This is a genomic window from Sphingobium sp. Z007 (assembly GCF_900013425.1).
Taxonomy (GTDB): domain Bacteria; phylum Pseudomonadota; class Alphaproteobacteria; order Sphingomonadales; family Sphingomonadaceae; genus Sphingobium.
In genome coordinates this window covers 672,710-698,608 of the sequence record NZ_FBXK01000001.1, presented here as the reverse complement: position 1 = coordinate 698,608, position 25,899 = coordinate 672,710, and the positions used below count along the sequence as shown (strand labels likewise).

The 25,899-nt window shown below is 65.1% G+C and carries 18 protein-coding genes; 8 read left to right on the top strand and 10 right to left on the bottom strand.

What is annotated here, in order from left to right; all coding sequences use genetic code 11:
- Window position 1: 1 nt before the first annotated feature.
- Both CEQ44_RS03205 and CEQ44_RS03200 read right to left on the bottom strand, forming a co-directional pair.
- A complete protein-coding gene (locus CEQ44_RS03205) occupies window positions 2-1,477 on the bottom strand; it encodes a mannitol dehydrogenase family protein (protein WP_088182988.1) in 1,476 nt (491 codons plus the stop codon).
- Window positions 1,478-1,497: 20 nt separating this feature from the next.
- A complete protein-coding gene (locus tag CEQ44_RS03200; RefSeq protein WP_088182989.1) occupies window positions 1,498-3,015 on the bottom strand; it encodes a UxaA family hydrolase in 1,518 nt (505 codons plus the stop codon).
- A 64-nt stretch (window positions 3,016-3,079) separates the two neighbouring features.
- On the opposite strand from CEQ44_RS03200, the gene uxaC reads away from it, so the two are divergent.
- Together uxaC and CEQ44_RS03190 are read left to right on the top strand one after the other, a co-directional pair.
- Window positions 3,080-4,525 (top strand): glucuronate isomerase, encoded by a 1,446-nt coding sequence (uxaC, locus tag CEQ44_RS03195; protein ID WP_088182839.1) that lies wholly within the window; start codon window positions 3,080-3,082, stop codon window positions 4,523-4,525.
- A 63-nt stretch (window positions 4,526-4,588) separates the two neighbouring features.
- Window positions 4,589-5,650 (top strand): LacI family DNA-binding transcriptional regulator, encoded by a 1,062-nt coding sequence (locus tag CEQ44_RS03190; RefSeq protein ID WP_088182840.1) that lies wholly within the window; start codon window positions 4,589-4,591, stop codon window positions 5,648-5,650.
- Here the strand turns inward: CEQ44_RS03190 and CEQ44_RS03185 are convergent.
- From CEQ44_RS03185 to CEQ44_RS03155, 7 genes are all read right to left on the bottom strand, one after another.
- On the bottom strand, window positions 5,622-7,229 hold the full coding sequence (locus CEQ44_RS03185) for a DUF5597 domain-containing protein (RefSeq protein WP_088182841.1): 1,608 nt from the start codon (window positions 7,227-7,229) through the stop codon (window positions 5,622-5,624). The two genes, CEQ44_RS03190 and CEQ44_RS03185, sit on opposite strands and share 29 nt — an antisense overlap.
- 11 nt (window positions 7,230-7,240) lie before the next feature.
- Window positions 7,241-7,585, bottom strand: a complete 345-nt coding sequence (locus CEQ44_RS03180; protein WP_088182842.1) for an L-rhamnose mutarotase — start codon at window positions 7,583-7,585, stop codon at window positions 7,241-7,243.
- Window positions 7,585-8,316: an SDR family oxidoreductase gene (locus CEQ44_RS03175; RefSeq protein WP_088182843.1), complete on the bottom strand. Its 732-nt coding sequence runs from the start codon at window positions 8,314-8,316 to the stop codon at window positions 7,585-7,587. The genes CEQ44_RS03180 and CEQ44_RS03175 overlap by 1 nt, the downstream gene beginning before the upstream one ends.
- Window positions 8,313-9,527 carry a UxaA family hydrolase gene (locus CEQ44_RS03170; protein ID WP_088182844.1) on the bottom strand — a complete coding sequence of 405 codons (1,215 nt, stop codon included), beginning with the start codon at window positions 9,525-9,527 and terminating at the stop codon, window positions 8,313-8,315. Before CEQ44_RS03170 ends, CEQ44_RS03175 begins: the two co-directional genes overlap by 4 nt.
- Window positions 9,524-10,783, bottom strand: coding sequence for an aldo/keto reductase (locus CEQ44_RS03165; RefSeq protein WP_088182845.1), 1,260 nt, complete (start codon window positions 10,781-10,783; stop codon window positions 9,524-9,526). The genes CEQ44_RS03170 and CEQ44_RS03165 overlap by 4 nt, the downstream gene beginning before the upstream one ends.
- Window positions 10,780-12,018 carry an L-fucose:H+ symporter permease gene (gene fucP, locus CEQ44_RS03160; RefSeq protein ID WP_254913610.1) on the bottom strand — a complete coding sequence of 413 codons (1,239 nt, stop codon included), beginning with the start codon at window positions 12,016-12,018 and terminating at the stop codon, window positions 10,780-10,782. The genes CEQ44_RS03165 and fucP overlap by 4 nt, the downstream gene beginning before the upstream one ends.
- Before the next feature lie 91 nt (window positions 12,019-12,109).
- Entirely contained in the window at window positions 12,110-14,806 is a 2,697-nt protein-coding gene (locus CEQ44_RS03155) for a TonB-dependent receptor (RefSeq protein WP_088182846.1), read from the bottom strand.
- A 247-nt stretch (window positions 14,807-15,053) separates the two neighbouring features.
- Between CEQ44_RS03155 and CEQ44_RS03150 the strand changes: the two genes are divergently transcribed.
- From CEQ44_RS03150 to CEQ44_RS03125, 6 genes are read left to right on the top strand one after another with little or no spacing between them, the layout of a single operon-like run.
- The gene (locus tag CEQ44_RS03150; protein ID WP_088182847.1) at window positions 15,054-15,839 is read left to right on the top strand and encodes an IclR family transcriptional regulator; all 786 of its coding nucleotides are present in this window, start codon (window positions 15,054-15,056) and stop codon (window positions 15,837-15,839) included.
- Complete coding sequence (locus tag CEQ44_RS03145; protein ID WP_088182848.1) at window positions 15,836-16,804, top strand: alpha/beta hydrolase; 969 nt, start codon at window positions 15,836-15,838, stop codon at window positions 16,802-16,804. The genes CEQ44_RS03150 and CEQ44_RS03145 overlap by 4 nt, the downstream gene beginning before the upstream one ends.
- Before the next feature lie 49 nt (window positions 16,805-16,853).
- The gene (locus CEQ44_RS03140) at window positions 16,854-17,663 is read left to right on the top strand and encodes an SGNH/GDSL hydrolase family protein (protein WP_088182849.1); all 810 of its coding nucleotides are present in this window, start codon (window positions 16,854-16,856) and stop codon (window positions 17,661-17,663) included.
- A 2-nt stretch (window positions 17,664-17,665) separates the two neighbouring features.
- On the top strand, window positions 17,666-19,285 hold the full coding sequence (locus tag CEQ44_RS03135; protein WP_176400245.1) for an alpha-L-fucosidase: 1,620 nt from the start codon (window positions 17,666-17,668) through the stop codon (window positions 19,283-19,285).
- Window positions 19,286-19,303: 18 nt separating this feature from the next.
- Window positions 19,304-21,622: a glycoside hydrolase family 31 protein gene (locus tag CEQ44_RS03130; protein ID WP_088182851.1), complete on the top strand. Its 2,319-nt coding sequence runs from the start codon at window positions 19,304-19,306 to the stop codon at window positions 21,620-21,622.
- Between the two features lie 13 nt (window positions 21,623-21,635).
- The gene (locus CEQ44_RS03125; RefSeq protein WP_088182852.1) at window positions 21,636-23,090 is read left to right on the top strand and encodes a GH1 family beta-glucosidase; all 1,455 of its coding nucleotides are present in this window, start codon (window positions 21,636-21,638) and stop codon (window positions 23,088-23,090) included.
- Between the two features lie 39 nt (window positions 23,091-23,129).
- Here CEQ44_RS03125 and galB read toward each other — a convergent pair whose 3' ends face one another.
- Window positions 23,130-25,781, bottom strand: coding sequence for a beta-galactosidase GalB (gene galB / locus CEQ44_RS03120; RefSeq protein WP_088182853.1), 2,652 nt, complete (start codon window positions 25,779-25,781; stop codon window positions 23,130-23,132).
- Window positions 25,782-25,899: the final 118 nt, after the last annotated feature.

Here is a 25,899-nt window from a genome sequence, read left to right as displayed (position 1 = left end):
GTCAGGCCGGCTGGGGCGTCATAGCCATGAGCGTGGCCATGGCGCCTTTGTCTTCGAGGCTGGAGAGATGCGCGGTCAGCAGGGCGGCGAACGCAGTGTCCTGCGCCAGCGCCGGGGGTACGACAGCCTCAAGCGTCAAGATCGCGCGCACCCGGCCGGCCGCGTCGTCCTGCCCGGCCAGAAGCGCCGCCATCCGGGTAGCGAGGGGATCATCCACGATATGGGACTGACCCAGATCATTCACCCCGGCCTGCCATCTGATCCACGCGGCGACGCCCAGGGTCAGGGCGCTGATTTCCTGCCCCGCCGCGCGGCGATCCGCGATCGTCGCCAGCAGCCGCTGCGGCAGTTTCTGCGATCCGTCCATCGCGATCTGTTGGGTGCGGTGCATCAGCGCGCTATTGTCGAACCGCGCCATCAGGGCGCGGCGGTAGGCGGCGATGTCCAGTTCGGCGGGCGGCGACAGCGTCGTTTCCGCTTCATCCCATAGTCGTTCGACATAGGCGCGCATCGCCGGTTGTTCGAGCGCTTCATGGACATGCGCGATGCCCGCCAGGCCGCCCAGATAGGCGATGGCGCTATGCGCGCCGTTGAGCAGGCGCAGCTTGGCTTCCTCCCATGGCGCGACCGCCGCGGTGATTTGAACGCCGGGGCCGAAATCGGGGCGCGGGCCGCAGAAACGATCCTCGATCACCCATTGGGTGAAGGGTTCGCTCTTGACCAGCGCCTGATCGACAAGGCCATACTCGCGGGCGAAGGCGGCGATATCCTCCGCAGTCGTGGCGGGGACGATGCGGTCGACCATGGTTTCGGGAAAAGCGCCTTCCTCCGCGATCCAGTCCGCCAGCGCCGGATCGTGCCGCTGGGCGAGCGCGATCACTGCGCCGCGCAGCCTGTGGCCGTTACGCGGCAGATTGTCGCACGAGATGGCAGTGAAAGGCGGCAATCGCTTGGCCCGCCGCTGCGCCAGCGCCGCCACCAGAAAGCCGGGTGCGGTAAGCGGCGCGGCGAGGCTGGCGAGATCGGCGGCCAGATCGGCATCGTCCGCCAGCAGCGCGCCGGTCGCGGGATCGAGCTTATAGCCCTTCTCCGTCACGGTCAGGGTGACGATATGGGTGTCGGCGTCAGCCAGCATCGCGACCACGGCGGCGGGGTCTTCGCGCGCGACGGTGACATCCAGCACTGCGCCGATCAGGCGGGTCGCGACATCAGCGCCGTCGCGCACCAGCAGATGGTAGAGGCCGTCCTGCGGCACCATCTGGTCGCGCACGGCGGGCGAACGCAGCGATACCGCGCGGATGCCCCAGCGCAGCTCGCCCGCGCCCAGCACATCGTCGACCATCACCGCCTGATGCGCCCGATGGAACGCGCCGATGCCCAGATGCACGACGCCGGCTTTCACCTGCGAGCGGTCGTAGGAGGGGCGGGCGACGGCGGCGGGCAGCACGCCTAAAGTGTCGGGCGACAATCGGGTCATGGCATGATCCTGCAAGAAGGTCAGAGGGTGACGCCGCGCTTCCAGATGGCGATGTCGCGTTCGTCATTCTGCTCGTTGCGCGCGGGTTCGCCCGACGCGATGGCGCAGATGCGCGCCATGAGGGCGTCGGTGGTAACGTCCAGGCCGTCATCCAACACTTGGGCGGCGTCGAAATCGATCCAGCCGGGCTTGCGCCGGGCCAAGTCGTGGTTGGTGGCGAGTTTGAGCGTCGGGACCGGACTGCCGAGCGGCGTGCCGCGCCCGGTGGAAAAAAGCGTCATCGTTGCCCCGGCCGCCGCCAGCGCGGTGGTCGATACCGCGTCATTGCCCGGCGCCTCCAGCAGGGTCAGGCCCGGACGACGCAAAGTTTCGCCATAGGCGAGGACGTCGGTGAGCGTCGCATGGCCGCCCTTCTGCACTGCGCCCAGCGATTTTTCTTCCAGCGTAGTGATGCCGCCCGCGACATTGCCGGGGCTGGGATTTTCGGAAATCGGTTCGCCATGGTCGATGAAATAGCGTTTGAAGCGGTTGACCAGCGCGACGAGCGCATCAAACACCGGTTCGTCCGCCGCACGCTGCATCAGCAGGCGTTCCGCGCCGAAAATCTCCGGGATTTCGGTCAGGATCGCCTGCCCACCCGCGGCCGTCACGACATCGGCGACGCGACCGATCAGCGGGTTGGCGGTGATGCCGCTCAGTCCGTCGGAGCCGCCGCATTTGAGGCCGAGGCGCAGCGCACCGATATCGACCGATGTGCGCTGATCCTGCGCGGCGATGGCGACCAGTTCGTCTATCGCGCTTTCCGCCGCTGCATATTCGTCGGCGCTGATCTGCGCCCCGACGCTGCGGACGCGGTCGCGCCGTTCGGCGGGGATGCGCGCCAGCAGCGCGGCGAGCTGGTTCTCTTCGCAGCCCAGGCCGATCAGCAAGACGCCGCCGGCATTGGGATTGGCGGCCAGCGCCGCCAGCAGCCGTGCTGTGGCGTCGAGATCGTCGCCCAGCTGCGAACAGCCCAGCGGATGCGGAAAGGCCAGCACGGCATCGATCCGCCCGGCATGGCGGTCCGCGGCCTGCTTGGCGATCCGTTCCGCGGTGCGGGCGACGCAGCCAACGGTGGGGATGACCCATATCTCGTTACGCGTGCCGACGCTGCCGTCGGCGCGGCGATAGCCGTCGAACCGCCAGCGCGTGTCGGCGGGCGCTGGATCGCCAGGAGGCAGGGGCACGAAGCTGTACGGCTCTTCCGCCTTCAAATTGGTGTGGAGGTTGTGGCTGTGGACATGGCTGCCCGCCCCGATCGCCCGAGTCGCGCTGCCGATCGGCCAGCCATAGCGGCGGATGGGTTCGCCCACCGCGATCGGGCGCAGGGCGACCTTGTGGCCGCTGCCGATCGGCTCAGTGACGTCGATCGGGTGTCCGGCGACATGAATGGTTTCGCCTGCCTCCAAGGCGCGCAACGCCATGGCGACATCGTCGTCCGGCGCGATCTGGACCGCATCGGGCAGGGTTTCCAGGGTCGGTTTCGGGGGGGCTGTCATCGTCTCCATTGCGCGGTGATAGCATTTGTGCCAACGCTGGCACAAGTCCCAAGGAGATGATGTCATGACCCATCTTGCGCTCGACCCGAACCGGCTTTTTCCGGCGGACCCCGGCACGCGCGCGATCGCCCGTTCGCTGTACGACAGCATCGCCGCGCTGCCGATCGTCAGCCCGCATGGCCATACCGACCCTGCCTGGTTTGCAACCAATGATGCGTGGGACAATGCGACCGCGCTGTTGCTGGCGCCGGATCATTATCTCTACAGGATGCTCTACAGCCAGGGGGTGAAGCTGGAGGATCTGGGCGTGCCCGCCCATGGCGTGCCGGGCGACGCCGATCCGCGCACGGCCTGGCGCATCTTCGCGTGCAACCAGCATCTGTTCCGCGGCACCCCGTCCCGCCTGTGGCTGGACCACGTCTTTGCCGAGGTTTTCGGGTTCGATGTCATCCTGTCCGAAGCGAGCGCCGACCATTATTATGACCGAATCGGCGAACTACTTGCGACCCCGGCCTTTCACCCGCGGGCGCTGTTCGACCGCTTCAATATCGAACTGATCGCCACGACCGAAGGCGCGCATGAGCGGCTGGACCATCATCAGGCGATCCGCGCGTCGGGCTGGGGCGGGCAGGTCGTGACCGCCTATCGCCCCGACGCCGTGGTCGACCCAGAGCATGAGGATTTTCACCCCAGCCTGGCCGCCTTCGCGGACCTGACCGGGGAGGATGTGCTGACATGGCGGGGCTATCTGCGCGCCCATGCCAAGCGGCGGCAAGATTTCATCGCCATGGGCGCGACCTCCACCGACCACGGCCATCAAAGCGCGCGGACGGCGAACCTGTCCGATGCGGACGCCGCCGCCCTTTTCGACCGCATCATCGGCAAAGCGTGGACGGCGCAGGACGCAGAGTTGTTCCGCGCGCAGATGCTGACCGAAATGGCGCGGCTCAGCTTGGACGACGGGCTGGTGATGCAGATTCACCCCGGCGCCTGCCGCAACCATAATGCGTGGCTGCACCGCGCCTATGGCCGCGACAAGGGCGCCGACATCCCCTCGCGCACCGATTATGTCGGGGGATTGAAGCCGCTGCTGGACCGGTTCGGCAATGAAGCGGCGCTGTCGATCATTCTCTTCACGCTGGATGAAAGCAGCTATGCCCGCGAACTCGCGCCGCTGGCGGGCCATTATCCCTGCCTGAAGCTGGGGCCGGCCTGGTGGTTCCATGACAGCCCCGAAGGCATGATGCGGTTTCGCGAGATGACGACGGAGACGGCGGGATTCTACAACACGGTCGGGTTCAACGACGATACCCGCGCTTTCCTGTCGATCCCGGCGCGGCATGATGTCGCCCGGCGGGTCGATTGCGCCTTCCTGGCGCGACTGGTGGCGGAGGGGCGGCTGCGGGAATGGGAGGCGCAGGAGTTGGCGGTGGACCTGACCTTTAATCTGGTGCGCAAGGCGTACCGCCTGCCTGACGCGCCGGCGCGGTCGCTGGCCAGCGCGGCGTGATTGTCAGGACGCTCGCGCTCGCATAGAGCAGGCGGCGTCCCGACATTGCCCAGGAAAGCCGTCATGCCCGATCATGGACCCAGCACTGGCGGCAATGAACCCACGATCGTCGATGTGGCGGCGCTGGCAGGCGTGTCGATCCGCACCGTGTCGCGGGTGCTCAACCAGTCGCCCAACGTCAACAAGGAGACGCGCGCACGCATTCAAAGCGCGATCGACGCGCTTAATTTCCGGCCTAGCCTGCGCGCCCGTGCGTTGGCCAAGGGGCGGTCCTTCCTGATCGGCATGGTGCATAATGATCGCAACGCGCTGGTTCTGGACAGCGTGCAGCGCGGCGTGGGGCGCGCAGCGACGCGGGGCGGCTATGAGGTGATCTGCCATAGCGTGCCGGTCGGCGATCCTGGCGCAGCGCGCGATGTGCTGGGCTTTTGCCGGCGCGCGCGGGTGGACGGGCTGGTGGTGATGCCGCCGGTGTCCGACATGGCGGGGCTGCCGGCGGCGCTACAGGGCGACCATATCCCGGCGGTCGCGATTTCGGCGGTGCCGATCGAGGGCTATGGCGCGGTGTTGCTGTCGCGCGAGCGGCAGGCGGCGGGGGATGTGGGGCGCCACCTGCTGGCGCTGGGGCACCGGCGGATCGCGATGATTACCGGGCCGCAGGATATGATTTCGGCGATCGAGCGGCGCGCGGGCTTTGTCGAGGCGCTGGCGCAGGCGGGCGTTGCGCCGCCGGTGGAGGTGGAGGGCGACTATAGCCTGGCCGCGGGGATGGCGGCGGCCAGTCGGCTGCTTGCCGCGTCACCTGCGCCCACCGCCATCTTCGCGGCCAATGACATCATGGCGGCGGGCGTGCTGAAGGTCGCGGCTGAACATGGCATCGCGGTGCCCGGCGCGCTGTCGGTGGTGGGCTTCGATGGCAGCATCGTGGCGGAGATGCTGACCCCTTCGCTCACCACCGTCGCACGGCCGTTCGGCGACATGGCGGAAATGGCGACTCGCCACCTGATCGACCTGATCGAAGGACAGGCGCCCTGCGAGCTGGACAGCCCTGCCCTGTCGCTGGTGCCTGCCCAGTCTAGCGCCCCGCCCGCCGATATTAGCGATAGCGGCCCATCGTCACTTTGATCCATACCGGTTTGTCGACGAGATTCACGCCATAATCGGTCTGGTCGCCGTTCCACACGCGGTCCATGACCCATGCGCCCTTGTCGAAATGCCCCTCCTCCACCTTGACGATCATCCCGCCCGGCGCGCTGCCAGCCTTGGACGCGAAGTGCAGGCGGACATGGTCGCCGGTGAAGAGAAATTCGTTGGCCGACAATTGCGCGACCACCGCGCCGCCGGTCTGCTCGGTCGCCCAGGCCGGCAGGTCTGCCTTGGGGAACCATTCGCGCTGGCCGAATTGCCATTGGCCAAAGCTGGCGGTGATGGTCCAGTCGCCCATTTGCGTGCTGACCGGCGCGCCGTCGTCGGGCTTGGCCGCGCCCCAGACCGGATGATCGAAGGCGATTTTGGCCCAAGGGGCCGACGCCAAGGCCCGATATTTCTGCGCGAAGGCGTCCAGCGTGGCTTCGTCCAGCCGTTTGGCGCCCAGCGGATAATTATAATAATCCGTGTCATCCATGCCGAACGGCGAAAAACCGATCGCGCCGCGCCCCAGCGCCGCCCAGAAATAGCGGGCATATTCCGCCGCATTGCCGATTTCCGGGACCATCAGCGCATTGTCGGGCCGGGTGTAGAGATCGAGATGCTTGAAGACGTTGCGGCTGGCCCGATCGTAAATATCGGGCGCGGCAAAATCGACCGAGGGAGCCGCGGCCTTCCAGATGTCGATCACATCGCCCTGCGGTCCGCCGCTAGACAGCGCTTGCGGGTCGGGCTTGGCGAAGGGGTCGCCCAGCGCCGCGTTCACATACATGGGCAGCGGCTTGATCGCCTTGCCCGCGCTGGCCAGCGCTTCGATATAGCGGGCGGTATGCCAGGTGTTGAAGGCGCGATCGGCCGCGTCGCCGAATACGCTCGCCCAGGTGCCGGCCGACTTCTTCAACGCCCTGGTCAGCGCCGCGGGCACCGGACCATCGAACAATGTCTGCGCCGCCGCGCTATAGTCGCGGGGGTTCTTGTAGCTGCCGACCTCATTTTCCGGCTGGACCAGAATGATCGTATTCTGGGCGTCATGGTCGCGAATATGGGTCATCAGCGCCATGAAGGCGCGCTTGTCCGCCGCCAGCGTCGCCGCGCCATGGGGCGAGAGGACGCCATGATCCTGCCCGTCCTTAGTCTTCATCCGCGGGAAACGGCGATTGTCGAGCTTCACCCAGGCGGGCGTATAGGACAGGCCGGTATTCTTCCACGCGCCGAACCACAACAGGACGATGCGCTTGTCATGCTTGCGCGCTTCGTCCAGCAACGTCTGGACGAAGCTGAAATCGAACCTACCCTCCTGCGGCTCGACCTGCTCCCAGGCGATCGGCGCTTCGACCGTGTTCGCGCCGATCCGGTCCAGCACCGGCCAAACCTTTGCCAGCGGCGCGGCATAATTGCTGCTATTGTTCACCTGCCCACCCAAGATCAGGAAGGGCGCGCCGTCCACGATCAGCGCGTGGCGGCCGGCTTTGGTTGCGATATGGGGCGTGTCGCCCTGCGCCAGCGCGGGGGTGGCGAGCAGTAGGGAGGCGGCGACCAGGGTCCGGGTGAAGGTCATCGAGGGGCCTTTCAGGGTTGTTCGTCGAGGGAGAAGATGCGGGTCGTCGGGGTCCATTTAGCGTCGGGCAGCGCCCAGGGGAGCGGGCGCTGCACAGCGCTCATCTGCGCTTCCCACGCCTGCACCGCCGGATCGGCCGCGTCGGCGGCGGCCTTGGCCAAAGGGTCGAAACCGGGGCCGGTTTCCATCAGCATGACGAGGCGATTGCCGCTGCGGTAGATGTCCATGGCAGTGATGTCGGCCGCGCGGATGCTGGCGCCGATTGCGGGCGGCAGCGCGCCGGATGCATGCCACGCCTCATATTGGGCGATGGCGTCGGCCTCGTCGGCCAGGTCGATCAGCAGGACGTGCCGCATCAGTTGACCCACCCGCCGTCGATCACATGGACCGCGCCGGTGGTGAAGGACGCTTCGTCGCTGGCGAGATACAGCACCAGCGCGGCAATCTCCTCCGCCCGGCCCAAACGCCCCATCGGCTGGCGCGCGGCGAACGCCGCCTGTGCCGCCGCATAATCGCCGGTGTCATGCAAGCGCTGTTGGAGCGAAGGCGTGTCGATCGTGCCGGGGCAGATGCAGTTGCAGCGTATCCCCTGCCCGACGAAATCGGCGGCAACCGCCTTGGTCAGGCCGATGACGCCGGCCTTGCTGGCGCCATAGGCGAAGCGGTTGGGGATGCCCTTCACCGAACTGGCGATGGAGGACATGTTGACGATCGCGCCCGCGCCCTTTTCCACCATCCCCGGCAGACAGGCGCGGATCGTGTGATACATGGCCGTCATGTTGAGCGACAGGGCGAAATCCCAATCCTCCTGCGGACAGTCGAGGATGCTGCCGGCATGGACCACGCCCGCGATATTGGCGAGGATGTCGACCGCGCCGACCTGCGCCGCCAGCGCCCGCACCGCCGCGCCGTCGGTCACGTCGAGCGCGCGCAGGTCGCAGCCCTCCAACCCTTCGAGCGCGTCGCGGTCCCTGTCAGTCGCGATCACATGCGCCCCTTCCGCCACGAAGCGCTCCGCCGTCGCCCGGCCGATGCCGCGTGCCGCCGCGGTCACCAGCGCGACCTTGCCTGACAGCCGGCCGCTCATGCGCGCGCGCCCAGTCCGGTCTTCGTGGGCAGACAGTCGGGACCGATGGGGTCGAACGCCTTGTAGGTCAAAATAAACTCCTGATGGCCCAATTGTTCGGATATACTCCGTTCGCCCGCCGCGACGGCCAGCACCTTGTCGTAGATTTCCGCGCCGACCTGTTCGAGCGTCGCTTCGCCCTCCAGGATGCGGCCCGCATTGATGTCCATGTCCGCGGCCAGGCGACGGCCGGTGTCGGGATTGGCGCAGATCTTGATGACCGGCGAAATGGCCGATCCGACCACCGATCCCCGGCCGGTGGTAAAGAGGGTGAGGTGCGCGCCGCAGGCGATCAGTTCCACGATCTCCGCATTGTCGGAGATATTGGGGAAGCCGAAGCGCGGTTCGCCATCTGGCACGACGTCGAGCAGATACAGCCCGCCGGTCGGGGGCAGGTCTCCAGGCTTCAATATGCCGTCGATGGTCGATGAGCCGGACTTGCTATAAGCGCCCATCGACTTTTCTTCCTGCGTCGTCAGGCCGCCTTCGGCATTGCCGGGCGCAAAGCTGCCAAAGCCCATGATCGTGTAATAGCGTTCCGCCTTCTGCACGCATTGTTCGATCGCGACGGCGAGTTCGGGGGTGCGGGCGCGTGTTGCCATGATCGTCTCGCACCCGACCAGTTCGCCCGTCTCCTCGAAGATGCAGGCCGCCCCGTCCGCGACCAGCCGGTCGAAAGCGCGGCCGACCGCCGGATTGGCGGTGATGCCGCTGGTCCCGTCCGACCCGCCGCAGATGGTGCCGACGATCAGTTCGTCCACGGTCATCGGCCCGCGCGGCACGTCCGCGATGGTGGCGCGCACCCGCGCTACCGCTTCCACGCCTGCCGCGATCGTCGCGGCGGTGCCGCCGGTTTCCTGGATCACCAGCAGTTCGGCCGGCCGCCCGCTCGCCCGCGCCACCGCCAGCAGCCGCTCGCGGTTGAAGCTCTCGCACCCCAGCGACACGATGACGAGGCCACCCACATTGGGATGGGTGGCGATCGCGTCCATCACCTTGGCGGCATAGGCATTGGGGAAGCAGCCGGGAAAGCCGATCAGTTGGACATCGGGATCGTCCGCCTTGTCCACGATCCGGCGCGCGACATGATGCGCGCATTCGACCAGATAGGCGACCGCAACGACGTTGCGGATGCCCTTGCGCCCATCCTGCCGGAGCCAGGCCTGGATCATGTCCCCTCCTCCAGCGCGGTGCGCGTATGGCTGCTGATATAGTCGCTTTTCATATTGTGCATATGGACCCAATCGCCGGCGGTGGCGTCGGCGGTCATCGACCCGATTGGTGCGCCATATTTGATGACCTTGTCCCCGGCGCTCAATGACGCGCGGGCGATCTTGTGGCCGATGGCGATGCCTTCGCGCGCCGGGATCGTGCCGCCGGAGACAGGGAGAATATCGCCCGCCTCGATCGAGCGAACGCAGATCAGGACATTATCGTCCGGGTGCAGCAGGATCAGGCGGGCATCGTCCTGCACCATGGCCGTGTCTTTCAGTGAGGCGTCCAGCGCGGGCCAGAGTGGATCGGGCAAGGGCGTCGAGAGGCGGGTCATGGTGTCGGCGACCTGATCGGCACCGACCAGGCCGGGAATGACGCTGACGACCGCGGGATGGCGGAGCGGGAATTGCAGAGCCGCGGCGGGCAGCGGGATATCGAGGGCGGCGCAGGCGTCCGACAAGCGCTGCGCTTTGTCCAGAATGTCGGCGCTGGGGGCGGCATAGTCGAAATGCAGCGGGCCGGTTAGGTCGCGCGCCAATATGCCGCTATTATAGGGACCGCCGACGATGACCTGAACGCCCAATGCCGCGCACCGCGCCAACAGTCGCTCTGCGCTGCGATCGAGCAGCGTATAGCGCCCGGCGAGCAGGATCATGTCCAGGGCGACATGGTCGAGTATCTCATCGCAGATTGCGACTTCGTTGACGCCGATGCCGATCGCGCCGATCGCGCCTGCGTCGCGCAGGTCGCACATTGCGCGGTAGCCGCCGTTCAGGAAGGCGCGCAGGTGGCGCTCATGATCGTCGCCATGGGTCGCCTGGCCCAGATCATGGGCGAGCAGCAGGTCGATCCAGTCGCGCCCCAACCGCGCGCAACTGCCCTCGAAAGATCGTACCACCGCGTCATGGCCATAGTCGAAGACCGGCTCATAGGGATCGGCATTGACGAAACCATGGCGTTCGCCCGTGGCATCGGTCGGTACGAGCAGGCGACCGGCCTTGGTCGATAGCACAGCTTCGCCCGCCGGATCGCGCGCCGCCAGCATCGCGCCCAGCCGCCGTTCGGCAAGGCCGAAGCCATAATGGGGCGCGGTGTCATAATAGCGGATGCCCGCGTCCCAGGCGGCGTCCAGCGTAACGCGCGCCTCCGCGTCACTGACGGCGCGATAGAGGTTACCGATGGGCGCGGTGCCCATACCCAAACTGGGGATCATGCCGCCCCCTCCCGCCGCGCGGCGCGGGCATAGAGCGCCACGACCGCGAAGCAGAGTGCTGGCACGATCATCGCCGCGCGGATCGTGCCGGCCAGATCGGACAGCAGCCCCATCGCCATGGTCAGCACCGCGCCGCCGATGATCGCCATCACGATCATCGATGCGCCCGCCTTGGTCAGTGGTCCCAAGCCGCGGAGCGACAGGACGAAAATCGTGGGATACAGGATCGACATGAAAAAGCTGGTCGCCACTAAAGCGGCAAGGCCGACTATCCCGCCCCTCACCGCCACCAGCGACAAGACGATGTTGATGATCGCGAACAGCGCCATGAGCCGCGCGCCATCAAAGCGCGACAGCAAGGCCGCGCCGATGAAGCGGCCGACCATGAACAGCGCCAGCGACAGGGTGAGCAGCCAGGCCGCCTTTTGCGCGCCTATGCCGGGGACGACGCTTTCTGCGTAACGGATCAGATAGCTCCAGATGCCGACCTGCGCGCCGACGTAGAAAAATTGCGCGGCCACCCCTGCCATATAGCGGGGCCGACGCAGCAGCGCGCCATAACCAGCGAGCGCCGCCCCGCCGCCGCCGTCCGCCTGCGTGGCCGCATGCGGAAAGCGCGTGAAGGCCAGAACCGTCGCCCAGCCCAGCACAACCAGCGCGATGCCAAGATAAGGGAGTTGCACCGCCGCTGCGCCCGCCGTGCCCCGTTGCGGTGCATCGGACAGGATCAGCGTCGCGCCCAGCGCCACGCCCGCGATCGACCCCAGCGGGTTGAACGCCTGCGCCAGGTTGAGCCGCTGCGCGGAACCGTCCCCCGGTCCCATCACCGCGACCATCGGATTGGCCGCCGTCTCCAGGAACGCCAGGCCGCTGGCGATCACGAACAGCGCAAAGAGAAAGAAGCCGTAGCTCAGTTGCATCGAGGCTGGCAGGAACAGCAGCGCGCCGCCGCCAAATAACAGCAGCCCGATGATGACCGTCGCCTTATAGCCCAGCCGCTCCGCCGCCAGCGCGGCGGGAATGGCGAAGCAGAAATAGCCTAGGTAAAAGGCCGACTGGACCAGTCCCGACTGGAAGTCGGACAGCGTAAAGACATGCCGAAAATGGGCGATCAGCACATCGTTGAGATTGTTCGCCACCCCCCACAGGAAGAAGAGGCCCGTGGTCAGGACCATCGCCGTGCGGCTGCTGCGTTCGGTCCTGCGCCCTTCGACGCCCGCTTCCTGCCTGTCCATCCGACCATCCTCTCTTGCAAAAAATGGCAGACCGGCCGCATCGCGGTCCGGTCTGCCGAGGGGGGGACGCTAGAAACGCCCGCGCGGCGGATCAATAGGTGATGCGGGCGGTCAGACTGATGCGGCGATCATTGACGACGACGTCGCGCGGACGGCTGTCGATCCCGAAATAGGTGGATCGGCGCGTATTGGTCAGGTTCACGCCATCCACCGCCAGGGCGAATTGCGGGGTCACATTATAGCTGACCGATGCATCCAGCTGTCCGAACGGCTTGTTGAAGATCGGCAGGTTGCCGGTGCCGTTGCCCGCCGTGGTGACAACATATTTGCTGCGCCAGTTATAGGCAACGCGGGCCGACAAGCCGCCCAGTTCGTAGATGCCGACGATGTTATAATTATATTTCGACAGCAGTTCCAGCGGCACGTTGACGACCGGGCCGGTGGTTGCCGGAGACGGGGCCTTTGAATCCACATAAGTGAAGTTCGCCTGCATGCCGAGGCCACTGAGCGGGCCGGGCAGGAAGTCGAAAAACTGCTGATAGGCCAGTTCGAAGCCCTTCACCTTGCCCTTGGCGACATTGTTGAACGAGGTGACCTGATATTCATAGGTGTTGCCGTTGTTGAAGGTCACGTCGCGGGGCGTAACGGCGGTCTGGATATAGTCTTTGATATTCTTGTAGAAGCCGGCCGCCGTCAGCGAGCCGGTGCGCGAGAAATACCACTCCAGCGACAGGTCGAGATTGTCCGACTTCATTGGCTTGAGATAGGGGTTGCCACCGCTGGTCAGGTGCAACTGGTCCTGCTGCGCCCGGCCGGGTTCGGTGATGTTGAGGCTGGGGTTCAACTGGCTGAAGCTGGGCCGCGCAATATTCTTCGCCGCCGCCAGGCGCAATTGCAGGTCGTCGGCCAGGTGGACGCGCAGGTTCAGGCTGGGCAGCACCGAGGTATAGCTGCGCGACGCATTGATCGGATTAAACTCGGCCGGGCCGTTGCTTTCGGTGCCGTCGGGATTCTGGATGATCGCGATCTGCTGGTAGAAGCCGGATACGTCGAGATCGGTGCGGACCACACGGACGCCGATATTGCCGTCGACCGGATCGGTCTTGAAGAAGGCGGTGGCGTAACCGGTCCAGGTCTTCTGCCGCTGGGCGTTGGTGCCGCTCTGGACATAGGCCGGCGGGCCGGCGATACCCAGCGTGTCGAGCGTATCCTGATAGTTGCGGATGATGCCGCGGTTAAAGGCGATGATGTTGCCGAACAGGTCGGCGTCGCCGCGGAAGAAGTTGCTGAGGTCGACATTTTCCAGCTGGCTGGGGATACCGGCCAGGCCGGTGTAGCGATAGCCGGTGTCGATCGTCCGGTTCTTGCGATCGGCAAAGCGGATACCTGCCTTGATCGACGAGAGGATCCCCGCGTCGAACCGATATTCGGCGTCCAGGCGCGCCGTTTTATCCGACGCCTTGGATTCGTTCAGGTTGTCGAGATAAAAGGCGCTGTTGTAGGTCGCCGGGTTGGCAAGGCCGGTAGCCGAACCGATATTCACGACCGGCACCGATCCCGAAATATCCTGATACAGCGTATCGGCAGTGCCGTTCAGGCCGAAGATCGACCGCAGATTCTTCGTCTTGGCGTCGACATATTGGCCATCGGCGGTGACGGTGAGGTTCGCGCTGGGCTTCCATTTCAGGTTCAGCGAATAGTCGGTCGTCTTGGACTGGCGCGTTTCCGCGCTGGTGTTGTTGCCGACCGGCAGGTTGATGAAGGTGCCGCTCTGGAAATCGCCATTGTCGGCATAGGTGAACGGCGCGCCGGGTTGCGGCTGGATCGCGCTGGTGGAGGTGTAGGCGAAGAAGCTATAGTCGTCGTAGCGGAACTTATAGTCCGACCGGAAGACTTCGGCGGTCAATTCCAGCGTGTCGCTGGGGCGCCACTGGACCGACAGGTCAGTGCCCAGGCGGCGACGGTCGCCATAGACTTCGCCAATGCCGGTGCCGTGGGGCAGCGTGGTCACCTGGCCGGTGCGGCCCAGGGTGGCGAGCACGGCAGCGTCGGCGGGGACGCTGGGGTCGAGCGTGTAGAAAGGCTCGGTCGAGATCGTATCCTGACGGAAGGCGGTCTTCTGATAGGAAACGCTCGCCAGGATGCCGATCTCACCGATGCTTGTGTCCCAGCGGTTGCTAAGCATCAGCGAGGCCGACGGCCGATATCTGTCGACCAGGTCGAAATGGCTTTGCGTCAGCGACGCCGCCGCCTTGAAGCCGTCAAAGTCGAACGCCTTGCGGGTGCGGAAATTAATCGTGCCGGACAGTTGGTCTTCGATCAGGTCGGCCGACGGGTTCTTGTACACGTCGATCCCGGCCAGCAGCTCGGACGGAATATCCTCCAGGCTCAGTTGGTTGGCGCCGCTGGCGGTAAAAATGTCGCGGCCGTTCAATTCGGTTCGGACCTGCGTCAAGCCACGGATCGCGACCGAACTGCCTTCGCCATAGCGGCGCTGGACCTGGATACCGGGAATGCGCTGCAACGCTTCGGCGACATTGCGGTCGGGCAGCTTGCCGATGTCTTCGGCGACGATCGAATCGACGATGACGTCGCTGTTGCGCTTGATCGCCTGGGCGCTCGACAGGCTGGCGCGGACCCCGGTGACGACGATGTCGCCTTCTTCCGAGGCGGCGGCCTGTGGCGGGGCGCTATCCTGCGCATGGGCATTGGCCGCCAGCGCTATGCTGGCGATCGAGATGCCGGCCAGCAAAGCGGCGCGACGCGGCATAGGCGTGATCTTGGTCATGAAACCCTTCCTCTCCCTGACGCCCCGATCGGAGCGTTCGATTCGCGACCGCTTCGGGCCGCCGAAAACCTTCCCTTTTCGTCTCGCGCCGCTTTGGGAGCGGTAACAAGACGACATCCCATTACTCGCACATTTTGGATTATGAAATATAAAAATTGATTTCATATGTGGATAATGTGTAGGAGGTGTGAACCGGCGCAGATGCTTCTATAGACGGAAACATCATAGATTTGGGGAGAGGAGCTGCATGGCAGGCAAATCGCGCTATCAAGCGCCCGCGCTCACGAAGGGGCTGGAGATATTGGAGTTGCTGGCCGCAGCTAGCGATCCCCTCATCATGTCAGACATATCGATCGCGCTGGGCCGGTCTGTCAGCGAGATTTTCCGTATGCTCCAGGTGCTGGAGGCGCATGGCTATATTGCCCGCGCCGAGGAAGGCTATCGCCTGACCAACCGGCTGTTCGCACTGGGCATGAGCCAGCCGCCGATCCGCGACCTCGCCTCCACCGCTCTGCCGGTGATGCAGGATCTGGCGCGCAAGGCGGGCCAAAGCTGCCATCTGGCGGTCGCGTCGGGCGCGGAAATGGTCGTCATCATCGCGATCGAGGCGCCCGGCCTATCTGGCTTTGCCGTGCGCGTGGGCTATCGTCGGCCGCTGCACCGCTCCAATTCGGGGCGCATCCTGCTTGCCTTTCAGCCGCCCGACGCGCGGGCAGCGATGCTGAGCGCCATCCGCGCCACTGGCGAGACGCTGGACGAGGCCGAACTGAACGAACGGCTGGATGCGGCGGTTGCGCATGGCGGCGCGATTGCGCCCAGCCCGATGCTGACCGGCATCACTGACCTGTCCGCGCCGATCCTGTCCGGCGGAGCCGCGCGCGCGGCGCTGACCATGCCCTTCGTCGATGGCGCAGCTAACCGGGCGACGGTGGAGACGTGCAGCCAGCTGGTGCGCGACGCGGCGCAGGCGATCGGCAGCGCGATGTCGCCGATGATGCTGGTGCCCCCGCGCGACGCGGAGGGCGGACAATGAGCGGGCTGAATCGCCGCACGGCCCTTATGACCGCCGCCGGTCTGGCCGCGCTGCCTGGCCTGGCCGGCGCACAGACCATTGCAACCGACGAACTGATCGACCTGTGGCCCGGTGCCCCGCCGGGCGGCACAAATGCGCGGATCGTCCGCCAGATCGCCGACCAGTCCAAAGACGCAGCGACGCCCGATCGTTGGGTGACAGGTATCGACCGGCCGGTGCTGGTGGTGCGCCGCCCTGCCCGTCCCAACGGCGCGGCGATGCTGGTGGTGCCGGGCGGCGGCTATGCCTTCCTGTCTTATGACAATGAAGGGACCAGCCAGGCCGCCTGGCTGAACGCGCGCGGCGTCACCGTCTTCATCCTGCTCTACCGCCTGCCCGGCGAAGGCTGGGCGCGGCGTCAGGATGTGCCGTTGCAGGATGCGCAGCGGGCCATGCGGCTGATCCGCGCCAATGCTGTCCCACTCGGTGTCGCAAAGGACCGGATCGGCGTGCTCGGCTTCTCGGCCGGCGGGCATCTGGCCGGGTCGCTGGCGACGCGCCATGGCGAGGTGGTTTATGATCCTGTCGACGCCGCCGACCGGCAGGACGCCCGGCCCGATATTGCAGGGCTAGTCTATCCCGTCGTCAGCCTGGACGCACCGTTCACGCATGGCGGATCGCGAGACATGCTGTTGGGGCGGGACGCATCGGCCGACATGCGCCGCGCCCGATCGGTGGAGCGCCGCGTCGATGGCGCCACCCCGCCGATTTTCCTGGTCCATGCGACCGACGACGGACTGGTCCCACCCGCCAACAGCATCGCCCTGTTCCAGGCGATGGAGGCGGCGAAGCGACCGGTTGCGCTCCATATCTTCGAAGATGGCGGCCACGGCTTTGGCGTGCGCCTGCCCCGGACGATGCAAGCGGCAGCCTGGCCCGATCTGTTCGCGACCTTCGCCGCAAAGCATGGGCTGATCCCGGCATGAAGACACGCGCCAATTGGAAGATGAAGACCCAGAAGACATGAGGAAAAGGATGCCGCGTCTTACCGCTCCCCTGATCGCAACGGCGTGCGCGCTGACGCTTGCCACCCCGGCTTTCGCCGTCACCAAAGTGCCGGGCGATCCCCATGTCGGTGATCCGGTCGGCATCGTGGCCGATCCCTGCCGCACCCATCCCAAGCCCAGCAACGAGGCGGAATGGCAGATGGGAAACCTCCACATGCTGAACCGCGATTTCGGGCAACTGTGTCGTTACGCCGCCGACAACAAGGCGCTGGAAGGCAAGAAGGTTCGCGCGGTCTTCATGGGCGATTCCATCACGGATAACTGGATCAACGCCGATCCGTCGATGTTCACCGACGGGCTGGTCGATCGCGGCATTAGCGGCCAGACCACGGCGCAGATGCTGGTGCGTTTCCGCAGCGACGTGATCGCGCTGAAGCCGCAGGTCGTCCACATCATGGCGATGACCAACGACATCGCCGGCAACACGGGTGCCGCGACGATGGACACGGTGCTGGGCAACATCCAGACCATGGCCGAACTGGCCGAAGCGCATGGGATCAAGGTCGTCCTCGCCTCCGTGCCGCCCGCGGGCGCCTTTCCCTGGAGTCCGGGCCTGCGACCCGCCCCACAGATCGCGGCGATCAATAGGTGGCTGGCCGACTATGCGCGCAGCCGCGGCTTCACCTATGTCGATTATCATAGCGCCATGGCGCAGGCGGATGGCGCGATGAAGCCGGGTCTGTCCACCGACGGCGTCCATCCCACCGCGGAGGGCTATGCCATCATGCGCCCGCTGGCGCGGCAGGCGATCGACAAGGCGTTGAGGGAAATCCAGTGACGATGCTGGGCCGCCGATCCTTCCTGGCGGGCACCGCCGCGCTGGGTCTGGCCCGCGCTGCGCGCGCCGCCAGCCCCATGGGCACGATGCGCGGCCCGGTAGAGGCCAGTTGGTCCTCGCTGGTCGCCCATTACCGCTATCCCGACTGGTTTCGCGACGCGAAGCTGGGCCTCTGGTCGCACTGGGGGCCGCAATCGGTGCCGGCGCAAGGCGATTGGTATGGCCGGTTTATGTATATGCAGGGCCACCCGATGTACGAGCATCATGTGAAAACCTACGGTCATCCGTCGGTTTCGGGGATGAAGGACATCCAGAATCTGTGGACCGGCGACCAGTGGGAGCCGGACGCGCTGATCGCCCGCTACCAGAAGGCGGGGGCCAAATATTTCATGGCGCTCGCCTGCCATCACGACAATCTGGATTGCTATGATAGCCGCTATCACGCCTGGAACAGCCTGCGCGTCGGGCCGAAGAAGGATGTGGTCGGCATCTGGGAAAAGGCGGCGCGCGGCGCGGGGATGAAGTTCGGCGTGTCCAACCATGCCGCCCATGCCTGGCACTGGTATCAGCCGGCTTATGGCTATGATCCGACGGGGCCGAAAAAGGGCAAGCGCTACGATGCGTTCCGCCTGCGCAAGGCGGACGGCAAGGGCCAATGGTGGGAGGGCCTCGACCCGCAGGAGCTTTATACCGGCGGCCATGCCGTGCTGCCCGACGGCATCGACACGATCGAGGCGATGGACAAGTGGCATGACGCGAATAACGGCCAGTGGATCGAGACGGGGCCGAAAGACGACCCGGCCTATGTCACCCGCTGGCTGCTGCGCCAGACCGACCTGGTCGCCAAATATAAACCCGACCTGGTCTATATGGACGATCACGAACTGCCCTTCGGCCCGGTCGGGCTGGAAGCGGCGGCGGACTATTATAACCGCTCGATCGACTGGCACGGCCAGATCGACGTGGTGCTGACCGGCAAGAAGCTGCAACCCCACGCCCGTTTCGGCATGGTGGAGGATGTCGAGCGCGGCTTTACCGATCGGCTGTGGGACGAACCGTGGCAGACCGACACCTGTATCGGCGACTGGTTCTACAACGCAGCGCGGCTGCACGACAAAAGCTACAAGAGCGCGGAGGAAGTGATCCAGCGGCTGGCCGATGTCGTGTCGAAGAACGGCAATCTGCTGCTGTCGATCCCACAGCCGGGCGACGGGTCGATCGATAGCGAGACGGAGAAGGTGCTGGACGGCATGGCCGGATGGATGACCCATGGCGGTGAGGCGATCTTCGGGTCGCGGCCGTGGCGCATCTATGGCGAAGGGCCGACGAAGCTGATCGCAGGGATGCAGAATGAAGAGAAGGCCAAGCCCTTCACCGCGCAGGATATCCGTTTCACCACCAACAAGGGCGCGCTCTATGCGCTGTTCCTGGGCCGGGCGAGCGGACCTACGACCATAGGCGCACTGGCGCGCAGCCGCATGGGCGGTCAGATCGAACGGGTGACGCTGCTGGGCGGCGGTCCGATCGCCTTTCGGCAGGATGGCGCGGGCCTCCATGTCGACATGCCGCATGGCGGTGATTTCGTTCCGGTCGTCCGCATCGACGGTCGGGGCCTCGTCTAATTACAGGGATTTACAGGGATGATCGCAAAGAGCTTCAAATGGATCGCATTGGGCGCATCCTGCCTCACCGCCCCAGCGCTGGCCGAACCAATGGCGCTGCTGGATCGCCATGGCAGCCGGGTGGCGATCGAACCCTATGCGCCCAACATCGTGCGGGTGACGATCGCGCTCGATCCTGACCTCGCGTCGGCCGCGCCCGGTGAAGGGCCGAATGCGAAGGCGGACGCGACCGGATGGACGCATCGCAGCGATGCGAGCGGCGACATATTCTCTTCTTCGGCCCTGACGCTGACGGTCGACGCCCAGCCATGGCCCAAGGCGCCCACGCAAATGGAGCGCTATTTCGCGCCGTCGCTGCCGCCGGTCAGCCTGTCGGTGCAGGACGCCAGCGGCAATGTCCTCACCAAGATGACCGGCTGGGAAATGGCGCCCGTGACGGTCAATGGCGAAAAGACGTTCAAGGTCGGCGCCAGCTTCGATTCGCCGGCGGACGAACATTATTATGGTCTGGGCCAGAACCAGGAAGGTTATATGGATCTGCGCGGCAAGCAGATCGACTGCCAGCATTTCTACGACGCGCCAGCGGGCGAGACAGTCTGCGTCCCCTTCATGGTCACGAACAAAGGCTATGGCATCGTGTGGGACAATCCCGCCCGCACGCTGATCCAGCCCGGCCTGCACAGCAGCACCCATTGGCAGAGCCAGGTGGGCGAGCGCGTCTCCTTCTTCGTCATCACCGGCAAGACGACCGATGACCTCTACGCTGGCTACGCCAAGCTGACCGGCGCGACGCCACTGCCGCCCAAGGCGGGTTTCGGCCTCATCCAGAGCAAGGCGCGTTACGAAAGCCAGCAGGAACTGCTCGATATCGCCAATGGCTATCGTCAGCGTAACCTGCCAATCGACGTGATGGTGCTCGACTGGTTCTACTGGACCCGCATGGGGCAGATGGACATCGACCGCAGCTATTTTCCCGATCCCAAGGGCATGAACGACCAGCTGAACGCCATGGGGATGCGATCCATCATCAGCGTCTGGCCGCGGTTCGAGCGGGAATCGCGCTATTTCGAATATTTGAAGGCCAAGGGCTGGTTCCTGCACGACAAGGACGGCTTGCCCGTAGATGGCTTGCCGATGCGGTTCGACCGGGCAGGTGCGCTGATCGACAGCACCAACCCGGAAGCGCGCGAATGGTTCTGGGGCAAGATCCGCGACAATATCGCGAGCCAAGGCTTCGACTGGTTCTGGCTGGACGAGACCGAACCGGATCTGGTGCCCGACGGCTATTTCTACGCCAAAGGGTCGGGCGACCGCTATCACAACCTCTTCCCGCTGGTGCACACGACGGGCGTCGCGGAAGGCTCCGAGCGCGACCGGCCCGGTTTCCGCAACATGATCCTGGCCCGCGCCGCTTATCTGGGCTCTCAGCGCAATGGCGGGCTGTTCTGGTCGTCGGACGTCAAGTCGACCTGGGAAGCGTTGCATCGGCAAATCCCCGCCGGCCTCAACTTCACCGCGTCGGGCCTGGCCTATTGGGGCAGCGACATTGGCGGATGGCAATGGCCAAAGGGGCCGAAGGCGGAAAACCCGATCCTGGTCGATCCGGCCGGCGCAACCGCGATGGGCGCGGATTATCCCGACTATCCCGAACTGTTCGTGCGCTGGTTCCAATATAGCGTCTTCACGCCGACGCTGCGCATCCATGGCCAGCGGCCCGGCACGGCGCTATGGGAATATGGCAAGGCGGCCGAGCCGATCCTGGCCGACTGGCTGCGGCTGCGTTATACGCTGATGCCCTATATCTATGCGCTGGGGCGGCACACTTATGATACCGGCGCGCCGTTCATGCGCGGGTTGTTCATGGACTTCCCGAACGACCCCAAGGTTTCGGACATCGGCGACCAATATATGTTCGGGCCCGCTTTCCTGGTCGCCCCGGTGACGGTGCAGGGCCAGACGAAGCGGCCGGTCTATCTGCCCGCCGGGACAGCCTGGTATGATTATTGGAGCAACCAGCGGTTCGAAGGCGGCCAGACGATCGAGGTCGACACGCCGATCAACCGCATCCCCCTGTTCGTGAAGGCTGGCTCCATCGTGCCGATGGGTGTGCAGGTAAAAAGTACGGCGGAGAAACAGGCGCTGGAAAGCATCCGCGTCTATCCCGGCGCGGACGCTCGCTTCACCCTCTATGACGATGACGGCACGACCAACGCCTATCGCAAGGGCGGCATGAAGGCGAACCTCGTTTGGAACGACGCCGCCAAATCGTTGACGAGCAAGACGAAGCTGCCCTCTGGCCAGGCGATCGCCGGGCTGGTGCAGGTCGTCGGTCAATAAGGAGTTTTGCAATATGACGAGTATCAATCGCCGCGAACTGGGCATGGGATTGGGCGCGGCCGCTCTGGGCGCAAGCCTGGCGGGCGGGAGCGCGGTTGCGCAGACTGCGCCGCGCGCTATGCCGCAGGGCGACCGCGCCTTCCCCGCCGACTTCCTCTGGGGCTGCGCCACCGCTGCCTATCAGATTGAAGGCGCGGCGAACGAAGACGGCCGCGGCCAGACCAATTGGGACGTTTTTTCCCATACGCCGGGGAAGGTCGCCAATGGCGATACGGGCGACGTCGCCTGCGACAGCTATCACCGCTATGGCGACGATATCGCGTTGCTCAAGGCATTGGGCGTCAAGGCCTATCGCTTCTCGATCGCCTGGTCGCGCATCTTCCCCGATGGCAAGGGCAAGCCCAATGCCAAGGGGCTGGATTATTATAACCGGCTAGTCGATGGGCTGCTTGCCGCGGGTATCACGCCGCATGTCACGATGTTCCACTGGGATCTGCCCCAGGCCCTGCCGGGCGGCTGGCGGAATCGCGACACGGCTTACGCCTTTGCCGATTATGCCGGTTACACCGCCGGCAAGCTCGGTGATCGCGTCCAGCATTTCATGACGGTCAACGAACTGCGCTGCTTCACGGACCTGAGCTATATGACCGGGAGCAAGGCGCCGGGTCTGAAACTGCCGATGGGCGAGGTGAACCAGATCCGCCATCATGGCGTGCTGGCCCATGGCCTGGGCGTGCAGGCGATCCGCGCCGCGACGAAGGGGCGGACGCAGGTCGGCATCGCCGACAACCCCAGCATCTATGTGCCCGCGATCGAGACGTCTGAGCATATCGAGGCCGTGAAGAAAGCGGTGCGCGTGGAGAACGGCATGTTCATGACCGCGATTCTGGAGGGCCGCTATATCGACAGCTATCTGACCGCGCAGGGCAAGGACGCGCCCAAGGTCAGAGAGGGCGACATGACGCTGATCGGCGCGCCGCTCGATTTCCTGTCGGTCAATGTCTATACCGGCAACACCGTGCGCGCCGACGAGACCGCGCCGTCGGGCTACAAAATCCTGCCGCATCCGGGACAGGCGCCGCGCATGCCCTCCCCCTGGCTCTATGTGACGCCGGAGGTCATTTATTGGGGGATGCGCGCAATAGCTGAGAATTGGAAACCCAAGGGGCTGTATATCTCCGAAAATGGCTGCTCGGCCGATGACAAGGTCGCCGAGGATGGCAAGGTCTATGACACCGACCGCGTCATGTATCTGCGCAATTACCTGACCCACTTGCAGCGCGCCACGCGTGAGGGGATTCCGGTGAAGGGCTATTTCGTGTGGAGCCTGATGGACAATTTCGAGTGGGAGGATGGCTATACCAAGCTATTCGGCATCCACCATGTCGACTTCAAGACCCAGAAGCGGACGCCCAAATTGAGCGCCGACTGGTATCGCGAACTGGTGCGTACCAACAAGTTGGTGTGAGCGACAAGGGGGGGGCGGTATGATCCGCCCCCCCTTGCTCTAGCGAGTCGCGCCGATCTCCACCTGCGTTTCGCCCAGTCCTTCGGCGCGGGCGCGCAGAATGATCTTGCCCTGCCGATCCGCCTTCACGATCGCCAGCGCCAGCCCGTTGAAGGCGTTGCGGTTCTTCGAGGGGAAGGCGGTCAGGTCGGTCGGGTCGCCATTGTCAGTGGCGACGATCTGGCCCGGTCCCTCGATCGTGAAGCGGATCGCCTGCTTGGCGGCGGGGACGATGTTGCCGTCCTTGTCTAAGACCTTGAGCGTCACGAAGCTGAGGTCGCGGCCATCGTCCGCGATGGTCGAGCGGTCGGCGGTCAGCGACAATTTCGCCGCCTCGCCCACGGTGCGGATCGTCTCGGTCGCCCAGGGCTTGCCGGCTTTCCAGGTGACGACCTTCACCTCGCCCGGTTCATAGACGACATAGTCCCAGCGGAAACGATATTCATAGTCGCGCTTCTTGATCTTGCCCTGCGACTTCCCGTTGACGAACAGTTCCGCCTCATCGGCCGAGCAAAAGACATGGACCGGCGTGATCTGGCCGACGCGATCGGGCCAGGTCCAGTGCGGCAGGATATGCGCGAATTGCAGGTCGGGCCGCCAGCGCGCCTGATAGAGCCAGAAGCGATCCTTGGGGAAACCGGCCAGATCAAGAATGCCCGAGTAGCTGCTGCGCGACGTATAATAAGGTGTGGGTTCGCCCAGATAGTCGAAGCCGGTCCAGACAAATTCGCCCGCGACATAAGGGTTCTGGTCGTCAGCCGCCCAGACGCGGTCGGGGGAGGAGCCGAAGTCGGCCGCGTGCAGTTCATAGGCCGACACCTGATGCGTGTCGGGATTGCCACCCGACCAGGGGCGCACCGGCCCGCTGATCGCGCCGGCGACCGGGAACATATATTCGCCGCGGCTTGACAGCGCCGACGCGCTTTCGGTGGACAGGATGACCTTGTCGGGGAATTTGGCGCGGAAAGCGGGATATTGGCCGATGATGCCGCGTATGCCCGCGCCCTGATAGTTGAGGCTGATGGCATCGACCGTGGTGGGCAACAGCATGTCCGCCTTGGCGAAATTCATGGCACCCGTGGCCAGGCGCGTCGGGTCTTCCTCATGCGCGATGGCGACCAGTTCGCGGCCGATCTTCGCGCCCGCTTCGCCGTCATATTGTTCGCCGACCTCATTGCCGACGCTCCACATGATGATGGAGGGATGGTTGCGGTCGCGCCGCAGCATCGCGCGCAGGTCGGCCTCATGCCAGTCGGGGAAGATCAGGTGGAAGTCGTGCGGCGTCTTCTTCTTTTCCCAGCTGTCGAATATTTCGTCCATGACCAGGAAGCCCATCTGGTCGGTGAGTTCCAGCAATTCGGGCGCGGGCGGATTATGGCTCATGCGTACGGCGTTGGTGCCCATGTCGCGCAGGATTTCCAGCTGGCGCTGCGCCGCGCGGCGGTTGAACGCCGCGCCGATCGCGCCGAGATCATGATGGTTGTTGACGCCGCGCAGCGGGATATGTTCGCCATTGACGATCACGCCCTTGTCGGGATCGAACTGGATGTCGCGGACGCCGAAGCGGGTTTCATAGGTATCGATCGTCCTGCCGCGCTGGGTCACGGTAGAGATGGCGACATAGCGGTTGGGCTGTTGCGTGGGCGGTGGTCCCCACAGCCGCGGGTTGGTGAGGATCGTGCTGCCGTTCAAAACCGCCTTGGCGCCCGGCGCGATGCTGGCGGACTGGCGCGCGATGCTGGCGACCGGGCGGCCGATACGCTGGCCCTTGGCGTCGAGGGCGTAGAGTGCGGTCGTCACCTCCACCTGCGCGGCCTTGTCGCCGTCATTGTCGAGTGTCAGGCTGAGATCGATGGTGGCGCGGTCCTTCGCGACCTGCGGCGTGCGCACGGTGCCGCCCCACTGGCCGACATGCACCTTGTTCGCGGTGGTGAGGTAGATGTCGCGATAGAGGCCCCCGCCCGGATACCAGCGGGCCGACGCCTGCGGATTGTCGAGCCGGATCGCGAGTTGGTTCTTGGCCCCCGGCACCGCATAGGGCGTCAGGTCAAGTCGGAAGCTATTATAGCCATAGGGCCATCCGCCGACCAGCTTGCCGTTGAGCCAGACGGTGGCGTAGGACATCGCCCCTTCGACATCGAGGAAGATCGACTTGCCCTTCTCGTTCGCGGGGATGTCCAACGTCTTGCGATACCAGCCGATGCCCCAGCTGGGCAGGCGTCCCATGCCGCCATAGGGGCCATCCTTGATGAACGGCCCGGCAATCGCCCAGTCATGCGGCAGATCGACCTTGGTCCAGCCACTGTCGTCGAAATTCGCCTGCACATAGGGCACATCGCCGCCGGGATTGCCCGCGGGACGGACATGATGTTTCGCCGCATCCTTGATGAAGGCATTGGCGCTGGGGAGTATCCAGGGCTTGAGCACTTGTGCGTCGCCGCCATCAACCTTCACGGCCGCGTCGGCGGGCGTATCGGCCAGCTTGCCATCGCCTGTGTCATCGATCGGGGGGCGAATGTCGTAGCGTAGATCGGTCGTGAGGCCGGCCGGGTCGCCCCTGGTAAAGCGCCAGTCGCGGCTGATCGACACGCTGTCGGCGGCCAGAACCGGCACCGGCAGACCGGCCATGGCGATGAAGGAAAGGGCCGTCATGGCGAGAGACCGTCCATATCTGGATCGCGTTTGCGACGACGAATTGGACAGCTGTTTCATGATGTCTCTCTCCCGTTCCCATATGTGGTAGCGTTATCATTACTCTGAGCGATCAAAG

Coding starts and splice junctions, on each gene's coding strand:
- CEQ44_RS03175 (WP_088182843.1), bottom strand. CDS start 8,316: ATGAGCGGCCGGCTGTCAGGCAAGGTCGCGCTGGTGACCGCGGCGGCA.
- CEQ44_RS03200 (WP_088182989.1), bottom strand. CDS start 3,015: ATGACAGCCCCCCCGAAACCGACCCTGGAAACCCTGCCCGATGCGGTC.
- fucP (WP_254913610.1), bottom strand. CDS start 12,018: ATGGACAGGCAGGAAGCGGGCGTCGAAGGGCGCAGGACCGAACGCAGC.
- CEQ44_RS03140 (WP_088182849.1), top strand. CDS start 16,854: ATGCCGCGTCTTACCGCTCCCCTGATCGCAACGGCGTGCGCGCTGACG.
- CEQ44_RS03150 (WP_088182847.1), top strand. CDS start 15,054: ATGGCAGGCAAATCGCGCTATCAAGCGCCCGCGCTCACGAAGGGGCTG.
- CEQ44_RS03185 (WP_088182841.1), bottom strand. CDS start 7,229: ATGACCTTCACCCGGACCCTGGTCGCCGCCTCCCTACTGCTCGCCACC.
- CEQ44_RS03170 (WP_088182844.1), bottom strand. CDS start 9,527: ATGATCCAGGCCTGGCTCCGGCAGGATGGGCGCAAGGGCATCCGCAAC.
- CEQ44_RS03205 (WP_088182988.1), bottom strand. CDS start 1,477: ATGACCCGATTGTCGCCCGACACTTTAGGCGTGCTGCCCGCCGCCGTC.
- CEQ44_RS03145 (WP_088182848.1), top strand. CDS start 15,836: ATGAGCGGGCTGAATCGCCGCACGGCCCTTATGACCGCCGCCGGTCTG.
- CEQ44_RS03180 (WP_088182842.1), bottom strand. CDS start 7,585: ATGCGGCACGTCCTGCTGATCGACCTGGCCGACGAGGCCGACGCCATC.
- CEQ44_RS03135 (WP_176400245.1), top strand. CDS start 17,666: ATGCTGGGCCGCCGATCCTTCCTGGCGGGCACCGCCGCGCTGGGTCTG.
- CEQ44_RS03130 (WP_088182851.1), top strand. CDS start 19,304: ATGATCGCAAAGAGCTTCAAATGGATCGCATTGGGCGCATCCTGCCTC.
- CEQ44_RS03190 (WP_088182840.1), top strand. CDS start 4,589: ATGCCCGATCATGGACCCAGCACTGGCGGCAATGAACCCACGATCGTC.
- CEQ44_RS03125 (WP_088182852.1), top strand. CDS start 21,636: ATGACGAGTATCAATCGCCGCGAACTGGGCATGGGATTGGGCGCGGCC.
- galB (WP_088182853.1), bottom strand. CDS start 25,781: ATGACGGCCCTTTCCTTCATCGCCATGGCCGGTCTGCCGGTGCCGGTT.
- CEQ44_RS03165 (WP_088182845.1), bottom strand. CDS start 10,783: ATGATCCCCAGTTTGGGTATGGGCACCGCGCCCATCGGTAACCTCTAT.
- CEQ44_RS03155 (WP_088182846.1), bottom strand. CDS start 14,806: ATGACCAAGATCACGCCTATGCCGCGTCGCGCCGCTTTGCTGGCCGGC.
- uxaC (WP_088182839.1), top strand. CDS start 3,080: ATGACCCATCTTGCGCTCGACCCGAACCGGCTTTTTCCGGCGGACCCC.